The sequence below is a fragment of the Spirosoma endophyticum genome, from assembly GCF_900112365.1.
In the GTDB taxonomy this organism is placed as follows: Bacteria; Bacteroidota; Bacteroidia; order Cytophagales; family Spirosomataceae; genus Spirosoma; species Spirosoma endophyticum.
In genome coordinates, this window is the sequence record NZ_FOLQ01000006.1 from 357,696 (window position 1) to 376,018 (window position 18,323).

The window sequence follows — 18,323 nt, forward strand, 5'->3', positions numbered from 1 at the left end:
AAAGTCCCCTTCAGGGGATTTAGGGGCTTTTCAGATGGTTTCTTAGGCTCACTCGCCCCGCTTTTTCTTCCCTCCTACCCGCTTGATCGGTCGGCCGTATTTTAACATCTTTTCGGCGGCATGATCGCGCCGAATATTCACCTTTTTATTCTTGTCAATTTTTTCGTGGAAAGCAGGCCCGACGTCTTCCCGTTTGGGTACTTTTACTTCAATATTGGGCATGTAAACCTTAGGTTTCTCATCAGCCGTTAACTCGTCCGAAATGACAAGATTCTCGGGTAAGCCCAGCATCGGAATTTGGTAATTCATCAGTTGCTCAACGGCGGCCTGCTGCTCGCTTTCGCTTTCCCTGATAAACGTAATGGCGATACCTTTTTTGTCGGCGCGCCCGGTTCGCCCAATGCGGTGAATGTAGTTCTCCGGTACGTCGGGCATATCGAAGTTGATCACGTGCGATACGTCGGCTACGTCAATGCCACGGGCGATAATATCCGTTGCAATCAGAATCCGGTACGTACCGGACTTAAATTGATCAACCGCTTCGAATCGTTTGTTCTGCGCTTTGTTGGAATGAATGATACCGACAACACCCGGAAACTTCTCTTCCATCTGATCGTAAACCTGATCGGCCAGTTGCTTGGTGGCCACGAAAACTAGGACTTTAGTCATGGTATCATCCTGCCTCAAAAACAGATCCAGCAGATTTATTTTCGTGTAGAAATTGGGAACCAGGTAGCCCGTCTGTTCAATATTCTCCAACGGCGTGCCAGCGGGCGCAGCCTCTACCCGCACCGGATTCGTAAAAAACGTGTGCATCAACTGCTCTACTTCGTCGGTCAACGTAGCCGAAAACAGCAGGTTTTGCCGTTTTGGCGGCAATAGATCAAGCACGATTTTCAATTGCGTCCGAAAGCCGAGATTTAGCATTTCGTCTACTTCATCAATGACCAGTTTCTTGATGGACTTTGTCTTTATGGCTCCATTGGTCATCAAATCGACCAGGCGACCGGGCGTGGCGACCAATATATCCAGTCCCTGTAGCACTTGTGCTAGTTGCGGCTTCAGATTGACGCCACCATATATACCCACCACCACAAGGTTCATGTAGCTGGTCAGTTCCTTAACTGTTTCAACGACCTGCACGACCAGTTCGCGCGTGGGCACGATGATCAGCAATTGCGGGAGCTTGTCCTTTGTAAATTGAAGCTGACGCAGGCACGGCAACAAGTAAGCGATTGTTTTACCCGTACCCGTTTGCGCGATGCCGCACACATCCTTACCCGACATCACAACCGAGAATACTTTTTGCTGAATGGGCGTCGGCGTCGTATACCCTAAATCGGTTAAGGCGTTCAGCAGCGGTTTGTTCAGATTCAGTTCGTCGAAAGTCATAGTTGTGCCTGTCAAATAAACCACGAAGGTAGGCTTATTCGCTGAAGACATCATTGTTTCGACGGATCAACTCGATACGTCTATATAGCCAGGTTTTCTAAAAATTGAATAGAATACCGTCAATACCGGCTTATACTGACGTCCGTCTTATTTATATTTCATGAACCAGTCGTATTCTTCGCGGGTATCCACGTCCATCCCATCCAGACCTGTAGATTTATTGCTGAAACGTGTGTTTTCGATCGATGTCTTCCGGGCGTTGACGATGCTGATCATGATTTTTGTCAATGATTTTGGCACCTTATCGGGCATTCCCATCTGGCTTGAACACGCTCATGCGGACCAGGATTTCCTGGGGTTTTCGGACGTAGTGTTCCCCTGTTTCCTGATTATCGTCGGGATGTCGATTCCCTTTTCCATCCGCCAGCGGCTCGACAAAGGCGATTCTTATCTACAAATCATCTGGCACATTACGCTTCGATCGATTGCGTTACTGGTGATGGGCGTCTTCACCGTTAATACGCCCGACCTGAACGCGGAGGCTACAGGAATGCGTGTTGAGTGGTATCAAATTTTAATGGTACTGGGCTTTTTTCTGATCTGGAATCAATACCCCAAACGCGAAGACGTCTTAAAAACAGTTTTCACGGCGCTGCAATTACTGGGCGTGGGATTACTGGCTTATCTGGCTGTGATTTTCAGAGGTGGTCCTGATGATGCTTTAACCCGAATGACGCCCCAGTGGTGGGGGATTTTAGGTTTGATCGGCTGGACGTACTTTACCTGTTCCATCCTCTATTTATTTCTCTACAAACAACCGATTCTGCTACTCATTTCCTGGCTGTTTTTCACCGTATTGACCATAGCTGGTCATGCGGGTTGGCTACACGCACTCTGGCCCGACGGCCCACGCAACTGGACCCTGGACAATGGTGCCTTCAATGCATTTGCCTTCGCTGGAATACTAGCGACGTTGCTCCTGACACGGGTACAGCGCATGGGCAAAACTCAGCAATTACCTTTACTTTTCACGGGCATAGGCATCCTGTTTCTCGTCGCTGGATTCCTGGCCAGAAACTTCTTTATTATCTCAAAAATTCAAGCCACACCCACCTGGATTCTCCTGTCTTGCGGCATTGGCTTTATCGTTTACGCCGGCATTTACTGGCTGGTCGACATGAACGGGAAAGCGTCCTGGTTTGACCCTATTAAACCCGCCGGAACAAGCACACTAACCTGTTACGTACTCCCTTACCTCTACTACAGCCTGGTCGATTTATCTGCCCTTTCACTACCCGAATCCCTAAAAACTGGCGGTGTTGGCCTTGTTAAATCGCTCCTGTTCGCCTTTCTGATCGTCGGCATTACGGCTGTGTTGGGAAGACTGAAAATTAAGCTAAAATTGTAGTTCTTTTTGAATCACCGGGCTTTAATCCAGTGATTCAAAAAGAACTACTTAGGAAAAGGTAATAACCCTCACCTTGTCTCCCGAATTTCCACAAATCCATCGGTGTCGAAAACAGGACAGGTTTGCATAAGGGCAACGGCTTCGTCAAAATCAGTGGCTTTGAGCAATAGGTAACCACCCACAATTTCCTGCCCATTTACCCGATACAAACCTTCTGTAATCTCTGGACCCGAGGCCGTTGGTCGTATGACTTTACCCGCAAGTGTTAACGACTGACCACCTTCCCAATGACCTTTCGCCAATAAATCATCTATCCAGGCTTTCCAGTCAAGTTGGTGCTGGCGCGTTTCTTCGGCGGAGGGGATGGTGGCACGACCATCCGGTTCACGAATCAAAATGAGGTACGTTTTCATCTGCCTAATCATACAAAAATGGAAGGCTTGTTAAGACTGGGTGATCTGTTGCAGAACGGAATGGGTATCGCGAATGCCCCAATGTTCAATGTATTTACCGTCGCCTAACCGCACAATGTCGATTACCGGAAAGCGAATGGTTTTACCTGTAGCTAGAACGCCCATGAACGTACCAGCGTGGGTGGCATGAAAAGCTTTTCGGGTAACGACTTTATCCCCTTCCGCGACCTGATCGTAGATTTCAACGCGTAGATCGGGAAAAGCAGGTCGCAGTACGTCGAGGATGAAACGTATCATCCCGTCCCGGCCCCGCGGCATTCCGGCGGGTGCTGTGTGATTGATAAACGAATCGTCAATCAATTCGTCGAAAGCGGCAAGGCGTCCTTCTTCAATTGCTTCCTTATTAAACCGGGTGACAATAGCCTTGTTCCTTTCTACTTCTGAGTCCATGCTACGTTGTGCTTGTTGAGGTCACAAAGCTACGGCACTCAGTGGGGTTGGTTACTGGCTGTATGTCGGTTTCAATGGTACATTTCGCGGATCGTCGTCCGGAACGTAGCAGGCGTCTCACCGGTCAGGCGCTTGAAGAATCGGTGGAAGTACGCATCATCCTCAAAACCCAGTTGCCAGGCAATTTCTTTGGCCGAAAGATCGGTATGTAAGAGTCGACGTTTTGCTTCCAGCACCAATCGTTCGTGGATGTGCTCAATGGCCGTTTTGCCACTTTGCTGCTTTATGCGATCATTCAGATGGCCTGGTGTTAGGTTCAGCAGATCGGCATAATCGGCTACCTGATGCAGCGTGCTGTAATGGCTGTCGATAAACGCACTGAATTTTTTCAACAATCCCCGGTCTGGAGAACGCTGAACAGTCTGAGATTGGTCGATGTACAAACGGCTCAAATAAATCAGCAATACGTTGACATACGATTGCAGCATGGTGTTTCGCCAGCTATGTTCGGTATTAAACTCCACTAACATTTTGCCCAGCAACTCTTCCAGAAACTGCATATGCGCGGGCGCCAGCGCCAGTTCATGGGCATTATCGGGATTTTGAATGATAGGCAGTTTCCGAAGCACCTGATTGCCCTCAAGCTGTAGATATTCCTCTGTGAACGAGAGCATAATACCGGTCATTGGTTCGGTTTTCTCTTTCACTTGCACCTGCTGTGGCGACGAAAAATAGAACATATTGGGTTGCAATGTATACGGCACAAAATCCACCCAGTGGCGACTGCTACCGTTCCGTACCAGACAAAAAAAGTAGAAGTCCTTGCGATGTGGTACCAGGAAGTTGGATTTACGCCGAATGAATTCGCCCTTCGCTTCGACGATGTCAAAAACCGTATTACCAAGGCTACTACTTTCCTGTAACGAATACTGCTTAATCGCTACGTCTTTCTGCGGGGAGAAAATCATGCTTCAATATAGACTGTTAAAACCAATGGCAATGGGTGCTTTTTGGCCTGGCTGTTAACGCATTCGATAAACTACCCGGCGCTCTATTAGTTAAAATTACGTACTTGTCTGCCAGAATAAAAGCCGATAATTGACATTCATCGTTTACCGTTTCCAGTTGACCACTCATCGTTTCTTATGACACACTTACTTCAAGCACTGGTTGGGACTTGGTTTATTTGCAGTACGAACTTTCCGATGTGGCTGAAAGGCGACAAACTCAATCCTACGTTTACGTATTCAATCGCGGAGAAAAAAGGCGACACCAACGTACTGCTCGACGAAGTCAAGTACGTAAAAAAAGGCGGGTCAAAAACGCTGACTGGTTTCGATTATCAGGACCCGAGCGATTCGTCGGCTTTTGTCTGGCGCGGGAAAGGAGCCTTAAGCGTACTACGTAGCAAATGGAAAGTCGTTTTGCAGGACCCCGATGGCCAGTGGGCGGTTATCTGGTTTTCAGGAACGCTGTTCACCCCCGAAGGTGTCGATATTATCAGCCGGAGCCAGCAACTTCCCGACAAAACTCTTTATCATATCAAGTCGTTAATGGCCGACAACCCGCTGTTAGCCAAACACATAATCAACCTGAAGGAGCTGCCTGTAAGGTAATTATTTAGGTCAATACCATAAAACAGAACAAGCCGAAAGTTCAAGACTTTCGGCTTGTTAAAATCACATCATCAAGCTGGCAAACGATCACTTCGCGTATTTAGCCTGCATCGTTTTGATGAAGGTGAAACCATTTTCGGCGATGTCCCAGGGGTCGTTGTATTCCCGCCAGACGTTTATCGAATTCGCAAACGCAGTATCGTTTCGTGTGAAGGCTTCGATGGTCATCCAGCCGGTATAGTTGATTTCGGCCAAGGTTCGAAACGTATCGTCCCAGGGAATGTGTCCGTCGCCGGGTGTACCGCGGTCGTTTTCGCTGATGTGAACGTGAGCCAGCACGGGCGCAATGGTACGTATGGCATCCGGGAATCGCTTTTCCTCCATGTTGGCGTGGTGTGTATCGAACATGGCCCGCACATTCGGATGATCGGCACGGCGCACCAGTTCCAGTAACTGACTCATGGTGTTGCACAAATAGCACTCGAACCGGTTTAGGGCCTCCGGCGTCAGCACAATGTTGGCCTGTCTGGCATATTCACCAGCCGCATGAAGCACCTCCGCACTACGTTCATACTCATCGGGTTGGGGCTCCTGACGTGAGAACATAGCAAAGGCCGAGTGAAACGGTCCGCATATGACCGAAGCACCCATAGCCTGCGCCCGATCAATGGCTTCTTTCAGTCGAGTCAGCGCCTGATCCCGAATCTGGCGTGAATCACTCGCCGGATTTTCGTCGGGACTCATGACCATCACGCAGGTGCTTTGTAAATTCAATTGCCGCAAATGATCGCCAAACTGCCGGTAAGCCGCTACGTCCTGGTAGTCAATAAAACACTCAATCCCGTCGTAACCGATTGTTTTAAGACGCTCCGTAATAGGATGCATTTTCTCGGAAATGGGGGCCGACCAGGCTAATAAGTTGAAACCAACAGGCGATGATGGTAATGTAGGCATGAGGTAAGGGTAAGGACTAGTTCAGCAAAAAAGATAAAATACGGTTCCGGCTACTGACGAGCCGTTCAGATAGTATGTAAAACGTAACGGACGAACGCCTATTTTGCTTCCGCCGTCGAAAACGAATAGGGAAAATCCGCTGGTTTGATCCCCCGTTGTTGGTTTGGCGTTGCCGACATGTCCACATCCAGCACAGCGCCTTGCATCAGTTCCCGGTGACTCAGCCAGTTTCTGCCATACGGTTTCCCGTTCATACGTAGTGTGTTGATGTAGCGGTTCTGCTCACTATTGGCAGGCGCATTGATGACAATCTGTTTCCCATTTTCCAGGTTTGCCGTAACCTTTTTGAAAAGCGGAGCACCCATTACGTACTGATCAGTAGCGGGACAAACCGGATAAAAACCCATGGCCGTAAACACGTACCAGGCCGATGTTTGACCGTTATCTTCGTCGCCACAGTACCCGTCCGGCGTTGGCAGATATAGCCGATCCATGACTTCACGAAGCCAGTACTGCGCTTTCCAGGGCTCTCCGGCGTAGTTGTACAGGTAAATCATGTGCTGGATGGGTTGATTGCCATGCGCATACTGCCCCATGTTGGCAATCTGCATTTCCCGAATTTCGTGGATAACGCTTCCGTAATACGTCTCGTCATACACGGGCGGCATGGTGAAAACCGAGTCTAGTTTCGTCACAAATTTTTGTGGACCACCCATCAGCCCAATCAATCCCTGCACATCATGAAAAACCGACCAGGTATAATGCCAGCTATTGCCCTCCGTGAAGGCATCCCCCCATTTAAACGGATTAAATGGCGACTGAAACGAGCCATTTTTGTTTTTGCCGCGCATCAGCCCTGTTTTGGGGTCAAACAGATTTTTATAGTTCTGACTCCGTTTGGCAAAGCGATCAATCTCGCTCTGAGGACGTTTGAGCGCTTTAGCCAGTTGGTAGATGGCAAAATCATCGTACGCGTATTCCAGCGTCCGGGCAGCATTTTCATTGATCTTAACGTCGTAGGGAACGTAACCCAGCTCGTTGTAATACGTAGCACCCCGCCGTCCAACGGCATCCATTGGGCCTTCCTTTTCCGAATTTTTCAGTACAGCTTCATACAGCGCGTTGATGTCGTAACCCCGTCCGCCTTTCAGGTAGGCATCGGCAATGACAGAGGCCGAGTTGGAGCCGATCATGGTGTTGCGCAGTCCCGGACTGGCCCATTCCGGCAACCAGCCGCCTTCTTTGTAGGCATTGGCCAGACCTTCCTGTGTCTGCGCATTCAGCGACGGATACATCAGATTCAGAAACGGAAACAGCGACCGGAACGTATCCCAGAAACCCGTATCAGTGAACATATAACCGGGCAAAACTTTGCCGTTGTAGGGACTGTAATGCACGACTTTCTGGCTGGCATCGAGTTCGTAAAACTTCCGGGGAAAGAGCAACGAGCGGTACAGGCACGAATAGAAAGTTTGCATCTGCCCCAGCGAGCCGCCTTCCACCTGAATTCGGCTCAACTCCTTATTCCAGGCGAGTTTAGCTTTCCCTTTAACGGCATCGAACGTGTCGGACCCAATTTCTTTGAGGTTCAGTTCGGCCTGCTCATAGCTGATAAATGATGAAGCAACGCGCACCAGAATTTGTTCGCCTTTACTGGTTTTAAACCGGATGGCGGCTCCTGCGTGCGTAGACTCACTTTCCAATGCGTTGCTCAGTGTTTTCTCACGCCAGGTTTGCGACGTAGCGAAAGGCCTGTCGAAGTATATGACGAAATAGTTTTTGAAGTTGGCTGGCACTCCACCGCTGTTGCGGGTTGTGTAGCCCATGATCTTCCGCTCGTTCGGCAGGATTTTCACGTACGATCCTTTATCGAAGGCGTCGACTACTACAAATGAACTGTCGGTTTTCGGGAACGTAAAACGAAAGCTGGCGGCCCGCTCGGTCGGTGCAATTTCGGTCGTGACGTTGTGATCGGCCAGATACACACTATAATAGTACGGTTTAACGATTTCGGCTTTGTGTGAATACCAACTGGCGCGTTCGTCTTCGTTGATACGTAACTTTCCGGTCATGGGCATGATCGAAAACTGACCGTAATCGTTCATCCAGGGTGATGGCTGGTGCGTCTGTTTAAACCCCCGGATTTTGTCGGCAGCATACGTATAGGCCCAACCATCACCCATCTTGCCGGTTTGTGGCATCCAGAAATTCATACCCCAGGGCAGGGCAATAGCCGGATACGTATTGCCATTCGATAAACTGGGCTTGGAATCAGTACCAATGAGTGGATTGACCAGTTCTACCCAATCGGTCGACTGAGCTACTGGCTGGGCATGTGCAACTACAGACATAACTGTCCAGACAAGAAAGCAAACGATCTTTTTCATACAATCACGTGAAAGGTAACAGCCCGTTTAGCCAGGCCCGTGGGGAGTTTAGGGTAGATACCAGCGATTACTAGTTGGCTGACTTCAGAAGAAGGAGCAAATGACCAACTTTTTACTAACAGAATACCAACGATTTTCCATACACCTGAAAGATCGACAACGCATAATCATAGTAAATCTTTACTATATTATATAGATCTTCCATCAAATCAAGTTTACTAGAATAAATACTTATTAACTTATACCTATAAATATGTAAGTGAAAGTATATTTAGCTAGATTTTTGAAATTGGAAATTACGCATGGAAACACCCGTTAGAAATGCTTTAACTCGGCTCTGGGGAATAATGAGCTTGAGTTGGCACATTACCGTATTTACTGTTAAATACGTCTTGATAAAGTCCAGGAATCTCAAACTATTCACCTATCGGGAAGATGTGTTCGTATACTGGATATGGCGGTGGCATTGGCGATGGGACGCTACCCACAAGCAATGGACGGCCAGTCGACTTAGAGCTTACTGCCCAGTGTGTCAATCTAAACTTAACGCTATCAAGAATGATCATTCGATACTACTAATTTGTCCGAAAGGGGGGCGTACCCACGAAAAATTTAATACCAAGTCAGAAACCAGTGATAAAATAAAACTACTTCTTCTTGAAAAGGCAGCCAGACAGTTTAATTTATCCGAGCAGTAGCCCGTTTTTACTAGACAGCTATAGGATAAAAAAGATGAATAATTGGATCAGCTTCTATCAAAATAACCTCCTAATAAATAAGCCCTCAATAGACAACCATTATTATGTTCTCATTATTAGGTAAACGTTAACTTGTGGCAGTAAACGTACAACCTAAATCATGAAATTGGCTCACTATCTTGTCATTGGGAGCGCCACTCTGTTACTGGCACTCTTTATCCGCGAATTTCTCCGGCACGCTACTTTCCAAAGCCATTGCCCGGTTTGTAAAGATGATCATCCTGATCGGATTAAACGCCCCTCCTGGGCAAAGGCATTAGATTTTATAGTGCCATCACAACGATTTTACTGCTATGCTTGTGGCAATCGCTTCATTCGAGTCGGGAAGGGGATGCAATAGATTTTTACCGTTTAAGTGTACAGCGAATGGGCCGTTTTTACTGGACGTAAAAATTCGATTAGTGGGCTATTCTTTTTATAACCGAAAGGCCTAAGATGAGCATTTTGGTTGAAGACTACTGCTAAGTCCGCATTCCACCCCATATGAATATATGGTGGAATGCAGACTTAGCAGTAGGTATGTAAAGTCACATAAGACAAGTAAGTACCCTGAAACTATCGATTCGGAAAATGGCAAAATGTCCCAAAATTACCCTTTAGGTTTAGTGGAATATTGGGACAAACTAGATTCAACCCATTCTGACAATATCACATCTATACAAACGTATAAGACCTTTTTAATCACAGGTATCAATATTAGCAGTCGAAAACCTTGTAGCCGTTTTATATCAGAGGCAACAGTTAAAATGCTGCATACTCAAGACGAGAACCTTTTCAATAAATTGGCAGAACGCTATCTAACTCCCAAACAACAAGATACAGATAATATAGAAAAGTGGGCTAGTTCAATATGCCATAATGTTAGAAACGTCGATAGTAACAGACGTAAACGACAGTTTAAAAACCTATTAGTATGAAAGACCGCAACAAGTTAGGCCGGTTTGTTGCTGGTCATAAAGTAAATGCCTACTCACAGGAACAATTAGATACATTTTTTGAGGATTACTGTATCCACTTAACTAAGGGATTAAATCAAGAGAGCTTTGGTGCATGTGATTACAGGACAATGAAAAAGTACGCGTCTACTTCCATGATGCAGACCGAAAAAATACGTGTAGCTAGGGCCAGCGGCATGCATTTCTATGAAACTGTACTAATAGCCTGTATTACAGGTCTAAAAAATAAGGACACAATCAATGAAGAGGAGCTAGAAATCAATCCTCGTAATATAAGGCCGGAAACCTTGATTTTTGTCATGAAAAATAAGTACCCCGAGATATATGGTAATAGGAGGAGGCAAAAAAATATAGATAACTTAAAGATAGATGTCTACAGTTCTACCCTTATAGTTGTCGTAAAACCAGATGATATGGCGGAGAATATATTATCTTAAATCAATCATTTGGTGCAATGATTACTATATCAATTCTTATTGGAAAAGGATGTAAAGTAAATCCTTTAAAATATTGACTGACCTATAGCATATAATTCACAAAATAAGTATTTATGTATTGAGCATGTCTTTATACAATAATATACGCATATAAACCAATAATTAACTTAATAAATTATGGGAACAGATGAATTGCATAATATACTTATAGACTCAATTGACGAATTATATAGAAAAGACTCAGATCTGATCACAAAAAATCTACATGAGCGGACTATATCACATAAACTTGCAGTATACCTAGGGGACAGAATATACCCACTCTGTCTTAATCTTGACGTGGATTTTGAATATAATGGTGACGTTGAAAATACAGCTAATAATTACAAAAAGAGTTTAAAATTTTTAAGTGATAAATTAACAAAAATTAATCAAAAGGTAAAAAATGATAAGGAGTTTCAAACTCTATCTGTATATCCTGATATAATAGTTCATAAACGCCGAGAAAACGAGAATAATTTACTATTAATAGAAATCAAAAAGAAATACAAGGGCCGTTTAGTAAACGACGAGTTTGATAGGTTAAAATTGCGTCACTACACATCAGACTCACATGAAAACCATTTAAAATACAAACTCGGCGCTTACATCGAGTTCGATACCTTAATATCCGGAAAATCTTATCGAATTGACTATTATCAAGATGGGGAGCTTATACGTAAGGTGCATTCTCCTTAAGTTTACCAAATTCTATCTGAAAGACTTAATAACAAAATTTACTTTTAAATATTTTTTCTATTGATTTTTGCTGCATTTAGTTGCAGCATTAATCTGTCAGTTACACCTTTCTTTTTAGCAATTTTTCTGCTGTATTCAAGTCTTTCTTGTTCAGAGCCTAATTGTTGGAGTTCAATATATTCAGTTTCTATAAATGGCAGATCAGTTTCAGCGTGCAAACCAGTATCATTATCTATATAGCCAAATCGGAGCATACGTTCTCCAGTAGTCAAAGGAACGATTTTACTCGTGTTGTTATCATACACCTGAAATACCATTTGCATATTTAACCCTAATCCTGATGTTTGGTGCAATTCGACATCTTTTACTGCATTTCTGTTTTTCTTTTGCCTGACTCCGTATACATAATTAGAATGATATTCAATTTTTTTAATAATATTTTCATTATATAATTCAGCATACCACATATTCATAACATTAGTTAACACATCCATTAATTGTCTTTTTACGCCATCGATTAGAGTAATCTCAATTGATTTTTCTGTGTCTTGATACTCCCCAGATTCATCATTGTATTTTGTAATGATATATTTTTCTATCATACTATTCGCTGATAGAAATTTGGGGTTTTGTCTGTCTAAAAATCTATGCTTACGCACATCGGCGACATTTCCTAAAAGTGAATAATCTGTACACAGATTGACTAATCTTGGCTTTACTACCTTTTTAAAATCTTGATTAAGGCATTGTGCATAGTGTTCTCCAAAATGGTAAAGGCTAACTGATGCCTCTAAACCTTTACGGATGTCAGCACCATTGTCAAGAATTGCATTATTATTTATAGAAATATATTCCTTGTAGGCAGGTATTACATCAAGAAGGAATTGACTTAGTATACTTTCAAACATATTTGCTCAATTTTTACAAAACCGTCCCCTATTTCGTCCCCCAACAACAAGACAACCCGCTAATTATTTGATAATTAGCGGGTTGTCTTAACTAGATGTGCACTTGTAGGGATTCGAACCCCAAACCTCCTCATCCGTAGTGAGGTGCTCTATCCAATTGAGCTACAAATGCATTGCTATAAAGCATTTCCCGTTGATTGGGAGTGCAAAAGTAGGTAGAAAAAAGACGTTTGTCAACCTATTTCCCTGAAAAATTTGCCTTGCGCTTCATCAAAAAAGCACCAATACCTTCAGCTGCGTCTGCCGAACCACCTAATATATCCTGATTATCAGCCTCTTGATCCAGCTGACGGTCGAGATTAGAGTAAAACGATTGATTCAAAACTTGTTTCATGGCTCCAATGGCGCGAGTTGGAGCCGTGGCATAATAGGCTACTACGTTAGTAACGGCTTCGTCCAATTCAATCGATGGAACCGAACGGCTCACCAATCCTATCCGGGCGGCTTCGGGGCCATAGACACGGCGACCCGTGCTACACAGGTCAAACGCCCGTTGTGGGCCAATCAACCGGGGGAGGAAAAATGTTGAACCGGCATCGGGCATCAGACCAATGTTTACGAATATCTGACTAAAATAAGATTCATCAGCACAAATCACCAGGTCGCAGGCTAACGCCAGCGAGCAACCCGCTCCAGCCGCTACGCCATTGATTCGGCCAATAACGGGCTTTGGCAAGTTGCGGATGGCCCGAATCATGGGGTGATACGTTGTGCGTAGCGATTCGCCCAACTGAAGTTGTCCTCCCGTCGACATCGCACTGGTAACACCTTCTTTCAGGTCGGCACCCGATGAGAAGGCTTTGTCGCCTGCGCCGGTAATAACGACCACGCGTACCTGATCGTCGGCACCAGCGGCTTCAACAGCGGCTGTGATGTCGCGAATCAGCCCCGGACTGAGAGCGTTATAAACCTGGGGGCGATTTAGGGTGATCCGGCAAACGGAATCCGTCACCTCGTAGAGAAGATTTTCGAACATAAGGGTAAACACAGAGCTAATAGAGATGTACACGGAGAGCACAGAGAATACTATGTTCTTTCAATTTGCTCTGTGTTCTTCGTGTAAATCTCTGTTATCTCTGTGTTTAAACCTACATGAACCAGAATACGGTGAATAAACTTATGCTCAATCCCAGCGCTAGTCCGGCACTGATCTGAGCTGGCGTGTGGGCGTTGAGTTGCAGCCGGGCACTTGCAACCAGGCCTGTCAGGAGCACAAGCAGAAGCAGTGGAAAAAACAGGTCTGTTATGCCAAATTTAATCATGATGCAGGCAATGAGGCCAACAACACCCCCGATACCAACCGTGTGAGCGCTAATTTGCCAGGACAAACTAATAATCCCGACAAATAGAATGGATACCGCCATACTACCGATCATAATCCCCACTTCGGGCGCAAGGGTTGAGATGAGTTGCATCTGAAACGCGAACAGATACGCCACAAACAGGTAAACGATGCCTATCAGGAAATACGGCAATCGGCGGTCGGCCAGACTGGTAAGTAGCAAACTTTTGACGTACCCACTGCGGTAGAGATAATAAATCAGTAACGACGGCACCATAAACGTACCCACAAAAATTAGCACGAGCAGGCTAAGGCGTAAGGACTTGGAAAATGCATCCATACCCAGCACGGCGGGCACCTGAAACAGCAATAAACCAAACAGGATCGTCGGCATCAGCAAGGGATGGAGAATAACCGACAGAAAGCGAGCAAAAGAATTTGTCAATGAGTTACAGGTAATGATGAATTATGAATGATAAGGTGCTTAGCTAACGAATGATAACTGATCTTGTGAACTTAGCAAAGTTACTAACTGCTTTCATTCATCATTCATCATTAATAATTCATCATTTTTTATAGTTCTTTTCGTAAACGGGCAACGGGAATATTGAGTTGCTCGCGGTATTTGGCGACCGTCCGCCGGGCAATGTTGTATCCCCGTTCATTCAAAATTGTTTCAAGTTTATCATCCGATAGCGGATGGAGTTTTGGTTCATTATCGATCAGTTCTTTCAGGATATTCTTTACCTCACGGCTGCTGACATCTTCGCCTGAGTCGGTTGAAATACCTTCCGAGAAAAAATACTTGAGCGGATAGATACCAAACTCCGTCTGAATTGATTTGCTGTTAGCCACCCGCGAGACTGTCGATACGTCCATGTCGATCATCGTGGCAATGTCTTTTAGGATCATGGGCCGTAGGCGGGACTCTTCGCCCGTCAGGAAAAAGTCGTACTGGAAGCGCACAATGGCGTTCATGGTTCTAAGCAGCGTTTGCTGACGTTGCTTGATGGCGTCAATGAACCACTTGGCCGCGTCTAGTTTCTGCTTCACAAACGATACCGTTTCTTTCAGGACTTTATTCTGTTTCTTGCTCTTGTCATACGTATCGAGCATATCGGAAAACGAGCGGCTGATCCGTAGCTCTGGCGCATTTTTTGAGTTTAGCGACAGTTCGAGTTTACCGCTACTGTTCGTCAGAATAAAATCGGGAATCAGGTATTGCACGGTGCCCGATTCGCCTTCCACCGAGCCGGGTTTAGGATTCAGTTTGATGATAATATCAACGACCCGTTTGAGGGCTTCATCGCTGATGTTGAGTCGGTGCTGAATTTTGTCGTAGTGTTTTCGGGAGAACTCATCAAAGAATTCATTGATAATCCGAATGGCCAGCCCTACATACGGGTCACTCTGGTCTCTGCGCCGAAGTTGCAGAATCAGGCACTCCTGTAACGTTCGGGCGGCAATGCCCGGCGGATCGAACGACTGAATCTTGTGCAGCACCTCTTCGACTTCGTCGGTATCGGTAAAGATATTTTGCGAAAAAGCGAGGTCATTCACGATGGCCTGTATGGATCGACGGATATAGCCATCGGCTTCAATACTCCCAATCAGCTGCAACCCAATGATACGTTGCTCTTCACTTAAATCCAGATAGCCAAACTGCTGCATCAACGCATCGGTGAGGTTTGAACTAGTGGCCAGTGGCATATCACGATCCTCCTCGGCATAATTACCATCGCCCTGCATTTTGTATCCGGCGTAGTCTTCGTCCTTGATATATCCGTCTATGTCCAGCTCGTCGTCGCGTTCCTTGTAATCATCTCCGTCATCAAATGGGTCTTCCTCTTTTGGCTCATACTCCTCATCCATTCCCTCTTCAAGGGCTGGATTTATTTCCAGCTCCTCTTCTATGCGCGTGTCCAGTTCAGCCGTTGGAATCTGCAGCAGTTTAATAAACTGGATCTGCTGCGGAGATAGTTTTTGCTGAAGGGACTGAGAAAGGCTTAACTTCTGCATGATGGTATTGTCTGTCGATTAATCAGTTACGTTGAGTAGAATCAGTCATAGGCAAATCGGCCCTTACAATTATCAGACCAAAGTAGTGAGATTTTTGTTTTTGTCCCGATTAATTTTCTGTAAAGCCACTGAATAGTACCTTCGTTACCTATGACAAATAAGCTTTACGATACGTCGCTAAGTTTGCTGACGGATCTCTATCAGGTAACGATGGCCTATGGCTACTGGAAGTCGAAAACGGCCGAAAAAGAAGCCGTTTTTAATCTGTATTTTCGCAAAAATCCGTTCGGTGGCGGCTTTACGATAGCCTGCGGTTTAGCGAACGTAATTGGCTACATCAATAACTTCGGTATCTCAAAAAAAGACCTGCGCTACCTCCGCACGCTCACTGGTCACGATGATGCGCCGATGTTCGAGGAAGAGTTTATGGATTATCTGGCCAACCTGAAGCTCACGTGCAGCATCGACGCGATTCCGGAAGGAACGGTCGTGTTTCCGAATGAGCCGCTGGTTCGGGTACGCGGCCCGATTTTACAGTGCCAGTTGCTGGAAACCCCCCTACTGAATCTCATCAATTTCGAGTCGTTAATTGCGACCAAAGCCGCCCGACTCCGGTTAGTGGCCGAGAAAGATTCCCTGCTGGAATTTGGATTGCGTCGGGCGCAGGGGTTCGATGGTGGCATGACGGCCAGCCGGGCGGCTTACATTGGTGGTTGCGATGCGACGTCCAACGTACTGGCCGGGAAGCTCTACGACATTCCGGTTCGGGGTACGCACGCGCACAGTTGGGTGATGTCGTTCGATACCGAACAGCAGGCATTTGATACGTATGCCGAAATGATGCCTAACAACGTAACACTGTTGGTCGATACATATGATACGTTACAGGGCGTCCGGCATGCGATCGAAACGGGCAAAAAACTGGTCGCGCGCGGCCATAAATTATCCGGCATCCGGCTTGACTCCGGCGATTTGGCGTATCTGAGCATTGAAGCCCGCAAACTGCTGGATGAAGCCGGTTTTCAGGATACGTCCATCGTAGCCAGCAACGATCTGGACGAAACAATTATCAATAGTCTGAAGCAGCAGGGCGCTAAAATTGACATCTGGGGCGTGGGCACCAAACTCGTTACGGCCTTCGATCAACCGGCGCTGGGTGGTGTGTATAAACTGGCCGCTTTCCGCAATGAAGTGTCGGACCGCTGGGATTACAAAATGAAACTGTCGGAGCAGGCCATTAAAATTTCGACACCGGGAATTCAGCAGGTGCGTCGGTATCTGGACGATCGTGGCTTTCTGGCCGATATGATTTTCGATTCGGAAACGAACGAGCTGGATCAGCCGACGACAGGGAAAGGCACCGTCATGATCGATCCGATGGACTTCACCAAACGACGCCGTTTCAATGCTGGTCAGCCCTACGAAAACCTGTTAGTTCCTATTTTTCAGAATGGCAAGCAGGTGTATGTTTTGCCCGATATTCACTCAGTGCGCGATCGGGTGCAAACGCAATTAGCCAGTCTGCATCCGGGTGTAAAACGGTTTGTGAACCCGCACATCTATCCGGTCGGTCTGGAAAAGCACCTACACGAACTGAAAACGAATTTGATTTTGGCCTTACGGGGCGAGTCAGCGTAATCGTTACGTATAAAATGGCCAGACGAGGCCAGACAAATTCTTTATTTCTTAATAGGGCAAAAGTTAACCGTAGCGAAAGTTTCTGTTGTTTTGTTGACTTTTCCCCTGACTTTTCTACCCATGCAACCAATTGAATTAGTGGTTTTCGATATGGCCGGAACAACCGTTACCGACCACCACGAAGTAGAACGGTGTTTTGCCAAGGCAGCCACCGAAACAGGCTTGTCTGTTTCCGACGAGCGGATTCTGGCCATGCAGGGCTTAGCTAAGCGCTACGTGTTCGAAACGCTGTGGAAAGAACAATTGGGCAACGATCACCCGGACATACAGCCGCAGGTAGACGTATCGTATGATGCCTTTCGCCGGATTCTGGAAAATCATTACCGCACGCAGGGCGCCACCCCCACCGAAGGTTGTCTGGAAACGTTTGCCTACCTGCGCGAGCGTGGTATTCAAATTGCTCTGACAACCGGTTTTTATCGGGTCGTAACCGATATTATTCTGGAGAAACTGGGCTGGCTCGACGGCTTAGATGACCAACGTATCGGCAGTCCCGACAGCTTCATTCAACTCTCCATTGCCAGCGACGAAGTCGAACGCGGACGGCCCTATCCGGACATGATTGAACGGGCGATGCGTATCCTCAATGTAACGAGTCCAAAAGCCGTCATCAATATTGGCGATACGCCTTCTGATCTGCTGTCGGGCCGGGCGGCTGGCGTTGCGCTGAATCTGGGGCTCACGAATGGTACGCACTCGCGTGATCAATTAGATGCCTATCCGCACGATCTTTTGCTAGGTTCTCTTCATGAATTACCTGCCCTGATCACCGCCAGAGAAGAAACGATTAATGTATAGAAGGAGAAAGGAGGGGGCAATTGTTTTGTTTATACACCCTCCCTTTCTC

Annotated in this window: 17 protein-coding genes and 1 tRNA gene; 7 read left to right on the forward strand and 11 right to left on the reverse strand. The window is 46.2% G+C overall.

The features are described 5' to 3' along the window. Window positions 1-48 precede the first annotated feature (48 nt). Entirely contained in the window at window positions 49-1,392 is a 1,344-nt protein-coding gene (locus tag BM202_RS18245) for a DEAD/DEAH box helicase (protein ID WP_093828661.1), read from the reverse strand. 160 nt (window positions 1,393-1,552) lie between these two features. On the opposite strand from BM202_RS18245, the gene BM202_RS18250 reads away from it, so the two are divergent. Next, complete coding sequence (locus BM202_RS18250) at window positions 1,553-2,800, forward strand: DUF5009 domain-containing protein (protein WP_093828663.1); 1,248 nt, start codon at window positions 1,553-1,555, stop codon at window positions 2,798-2,800. Between the two features lie 68 nt (window positions 2,801-2,868). Here BM202_RS18250 and BM202_RS18255 read toward each other — a convergent pair whose 3' ends face one another. The 3 genes from BM202_RS18255 to BM202_RS18265 all read right to left on the reverse strand — a co-directional run bounded on the left by BM202_RS18255 (window position 2,869) and on the right by BM202_RS18265 (window position 4,631). Beyond that, window positions 2,869-3,213, reverse strand: a complete 345-nt coding sequence (locus BM202_RS18255; protein ID WP_093828665.1) for a YciI family protein — start codon at window positions 3,211-3,213, stop codon at window positions 2,869-2,871. A 30-nt stretch (window positions 3,214-3,243) separates the two neighbouring features. Then, window positions 3,244-3,663 carry an ester cyclase gene (locus BM202_RS18260; protein WP_093828667.1) on the reverse strand — a complete coding sequence of 140 codons (420 nt, stop codon included), beginning with the start codon at window positions 3,661-3,663 and terminating at the stop codon, window positions 3,244-3,246. Between the two features lie 71 nt (window positions 3,664-3,734). After that, window positions 3,735-4,631, reverse strand: coding sequence for a helix-turn-helix domain-containing protein (locus BM202_RS18265; protein ID WP_245776707.1), 897 nt, complete (start codon window positions 4,629-4,631; stop codon window positions 3,735-3,737). 177 nt (window positions 4,632-4,808) lie between these two features. Between BM202_RS18265 and BM202_RS18270 the strand changes: the two genes are divergently transcribed. Then, entirely contained in the window at window positions 4,809-5,279 is a 471-nt protein-coding gene (locus tag BM202_RS18270) for a lipocalin/fatty acid-binding family protein (protein ID WP_093828669.1), read from the forward strand. Window positions 5,280-5,366: 87 nt separating this feature from the next. Here the strand turns inward: BM202_RS18270 and BM202_RS18275 are convergent, their stop codons facing one another. After that, on the reverse strand, window positions 5,367-6,233 hold the full coding sequence (locus BM202_RS18275; RefSeq protein ID WP_093828671.1) for a sugar phosphate isomerase/epimerase family protein: 867 nt from the start codon (window positions 6,231-6,233) through the stop codon (window positions 5,367-5,369). A gap of 98 nt (window positions 6,234-6,331) precedes the next feature. After that, the gene (locus tag BM202_RS18280) at window positions 6,332-8,584 is read right to left on the reverse strand and encodes a GH92 family glycosyl hydrolase (protein ID WP_245776711.1); all 2,253 of its coding nucleotides are present in this window, start codon (window positions 8,582-8,584) and stop codon (window positions 6,332-6,334) included. A gap of 894 nt (window positions 8,585-9,478) precedes the next feature. Between BM202_RS18280 and BM202_RS37285 the strand changes: the two genes are divergently transcribed. The 3 genes from BM202_RS37285 to BM202_RS18300 all read left to right on the forward strand — a co-directional run bounded on the left by BM202_RS37285 (window position 9,479) and on the right by BM202_RS18300 (window position 11,509). Beyond that, entirely contained in the window at window positions 9,479-9,718 is a 240-nt protein-coding gene (locus BM202_RS37285; RefSeq protein ID WP_177236623.1) for a hypothetical protein, read from the forward strand. Window positions 9,719-10,291: 573 nt separating this feature from the next. Then, complete coding sequence (locus tag BM202_RS18295; protein ID WP_093828679.1) at window positions 10,292-10,771, forward strand: hypothetical protein; 480 nt, start codon at window positions 10,292-10,294, stop codon at window positions 10,769-10,771. A gap of 177 nt (window positions 10,772-10,948) precedes the next feature. Next, window positions 10,949-11,509 carry a hypothetical protein gene (locus BM202_RS18300; protein ID WP_093828681.1) on the forward strand — a complete coding sequence of 187 codons (561 nt, stop codon included), beginning with the start codon at window positions 10,949-10,951 and terminating at the stop codon, window positions 11,507-11,509. A gap of 44 nt (window positions 11,510-11,553) precedes the next feature. Here the strand turns inward: BM202_RS18300 and BM202_RS18305 are convergent, their stop codons facing one another. The 5 genes from BM202_RS18305 to rpoN all read right to left on the reverse strand — a co-directional run bounded on the left by BM202_RS18305 (window position 11,554) and on the right by rpoN (window position 15,778). Further along, the gene (locus BM202_RS18305) at window positions 11,554-12,417 is read right to left on the reverse strand and encodes a hypothetical protein (RefSeq protein ID WP_093828683.1); all 864 of its coding nucleotides are present in this window, start codon (window positions 12,415-12,417) and stop codon (window positions 11,554-11,556) included. A 98-nt stretch (window positions 12,418-12,515) separates the two neighbouring features. Continuing rightward, a tRNA-Arg gene (locus tag BM202_RS18310) sits at window positions 12,516-12,589 on the reverse strand. Window positions 12,590-12,655: 66 nt separating this feature from the next. Next, complete coding sequence (locus BM202_RS18315) at window positions 12,656-13,453, reverse strand: enoyl-CoA hydratase/isomerase family protein (RefSeq protein ID WP_093828685.1); 798 nt, start codon at window positions 13,451-13,453, stop codon at window positions 12,656-12,658. A gap of 112 nt (window positions 13,454-13,565) precedes the next feature. Continuing rightward, complete coding sequence (locus BM202_RS18320; RefSeq protein ID WP_317039701.1) at window positions 13,566-14,204, reverse strand: hypothetical protein; 639 nt, start codon at window positions 14,202-14,204, stop codon at window positions 13,566-13,568. 128 nt (window positions 14,205-14,332) lie between these two features. Continuing rightward, entirely contained in the window at window positions 14,333-15,778 is a 1,446-nt protein-coding gene (gene rpoN, locus BM202_RS18325; protein WP_093828687.1) for an RNA polymerase factor sigma-54, read from the reverse strand. Window positions 15,779-15,928: 150 nt separating this feature from the next. Here rpoN and BM202_RS18330 point away from each other — a divergent pair, with 150 nt between their 5' ends. Then, a complete protein-coding gene (locus tag BM202_RS18330) occupies window positions 15,929-17,416 on the forward strand; it encodes a nicotinate phosphoribosyltransferase (protein ID WP_093828689.1) in 1,488 nt (495 codons plus the stop codon). 120 nt (window positions 17,417-17,536) lie between these two features. Beyond that, window positions 17,537-18,274 carry an HAD family hydrolase gene (locus BM202_RS18335; protein WP_093828691.1) on the forward strand — a complete coding sequence of 246 codons (738 nt, stop codon included), beginning with the start codon at window positions 17,537-17,539 and terminating at the stop codon, window positions 18,272-18,274. The last annotated feature ends 49 nt before the right edge of the window (window positions 18,275-18,323 follow it).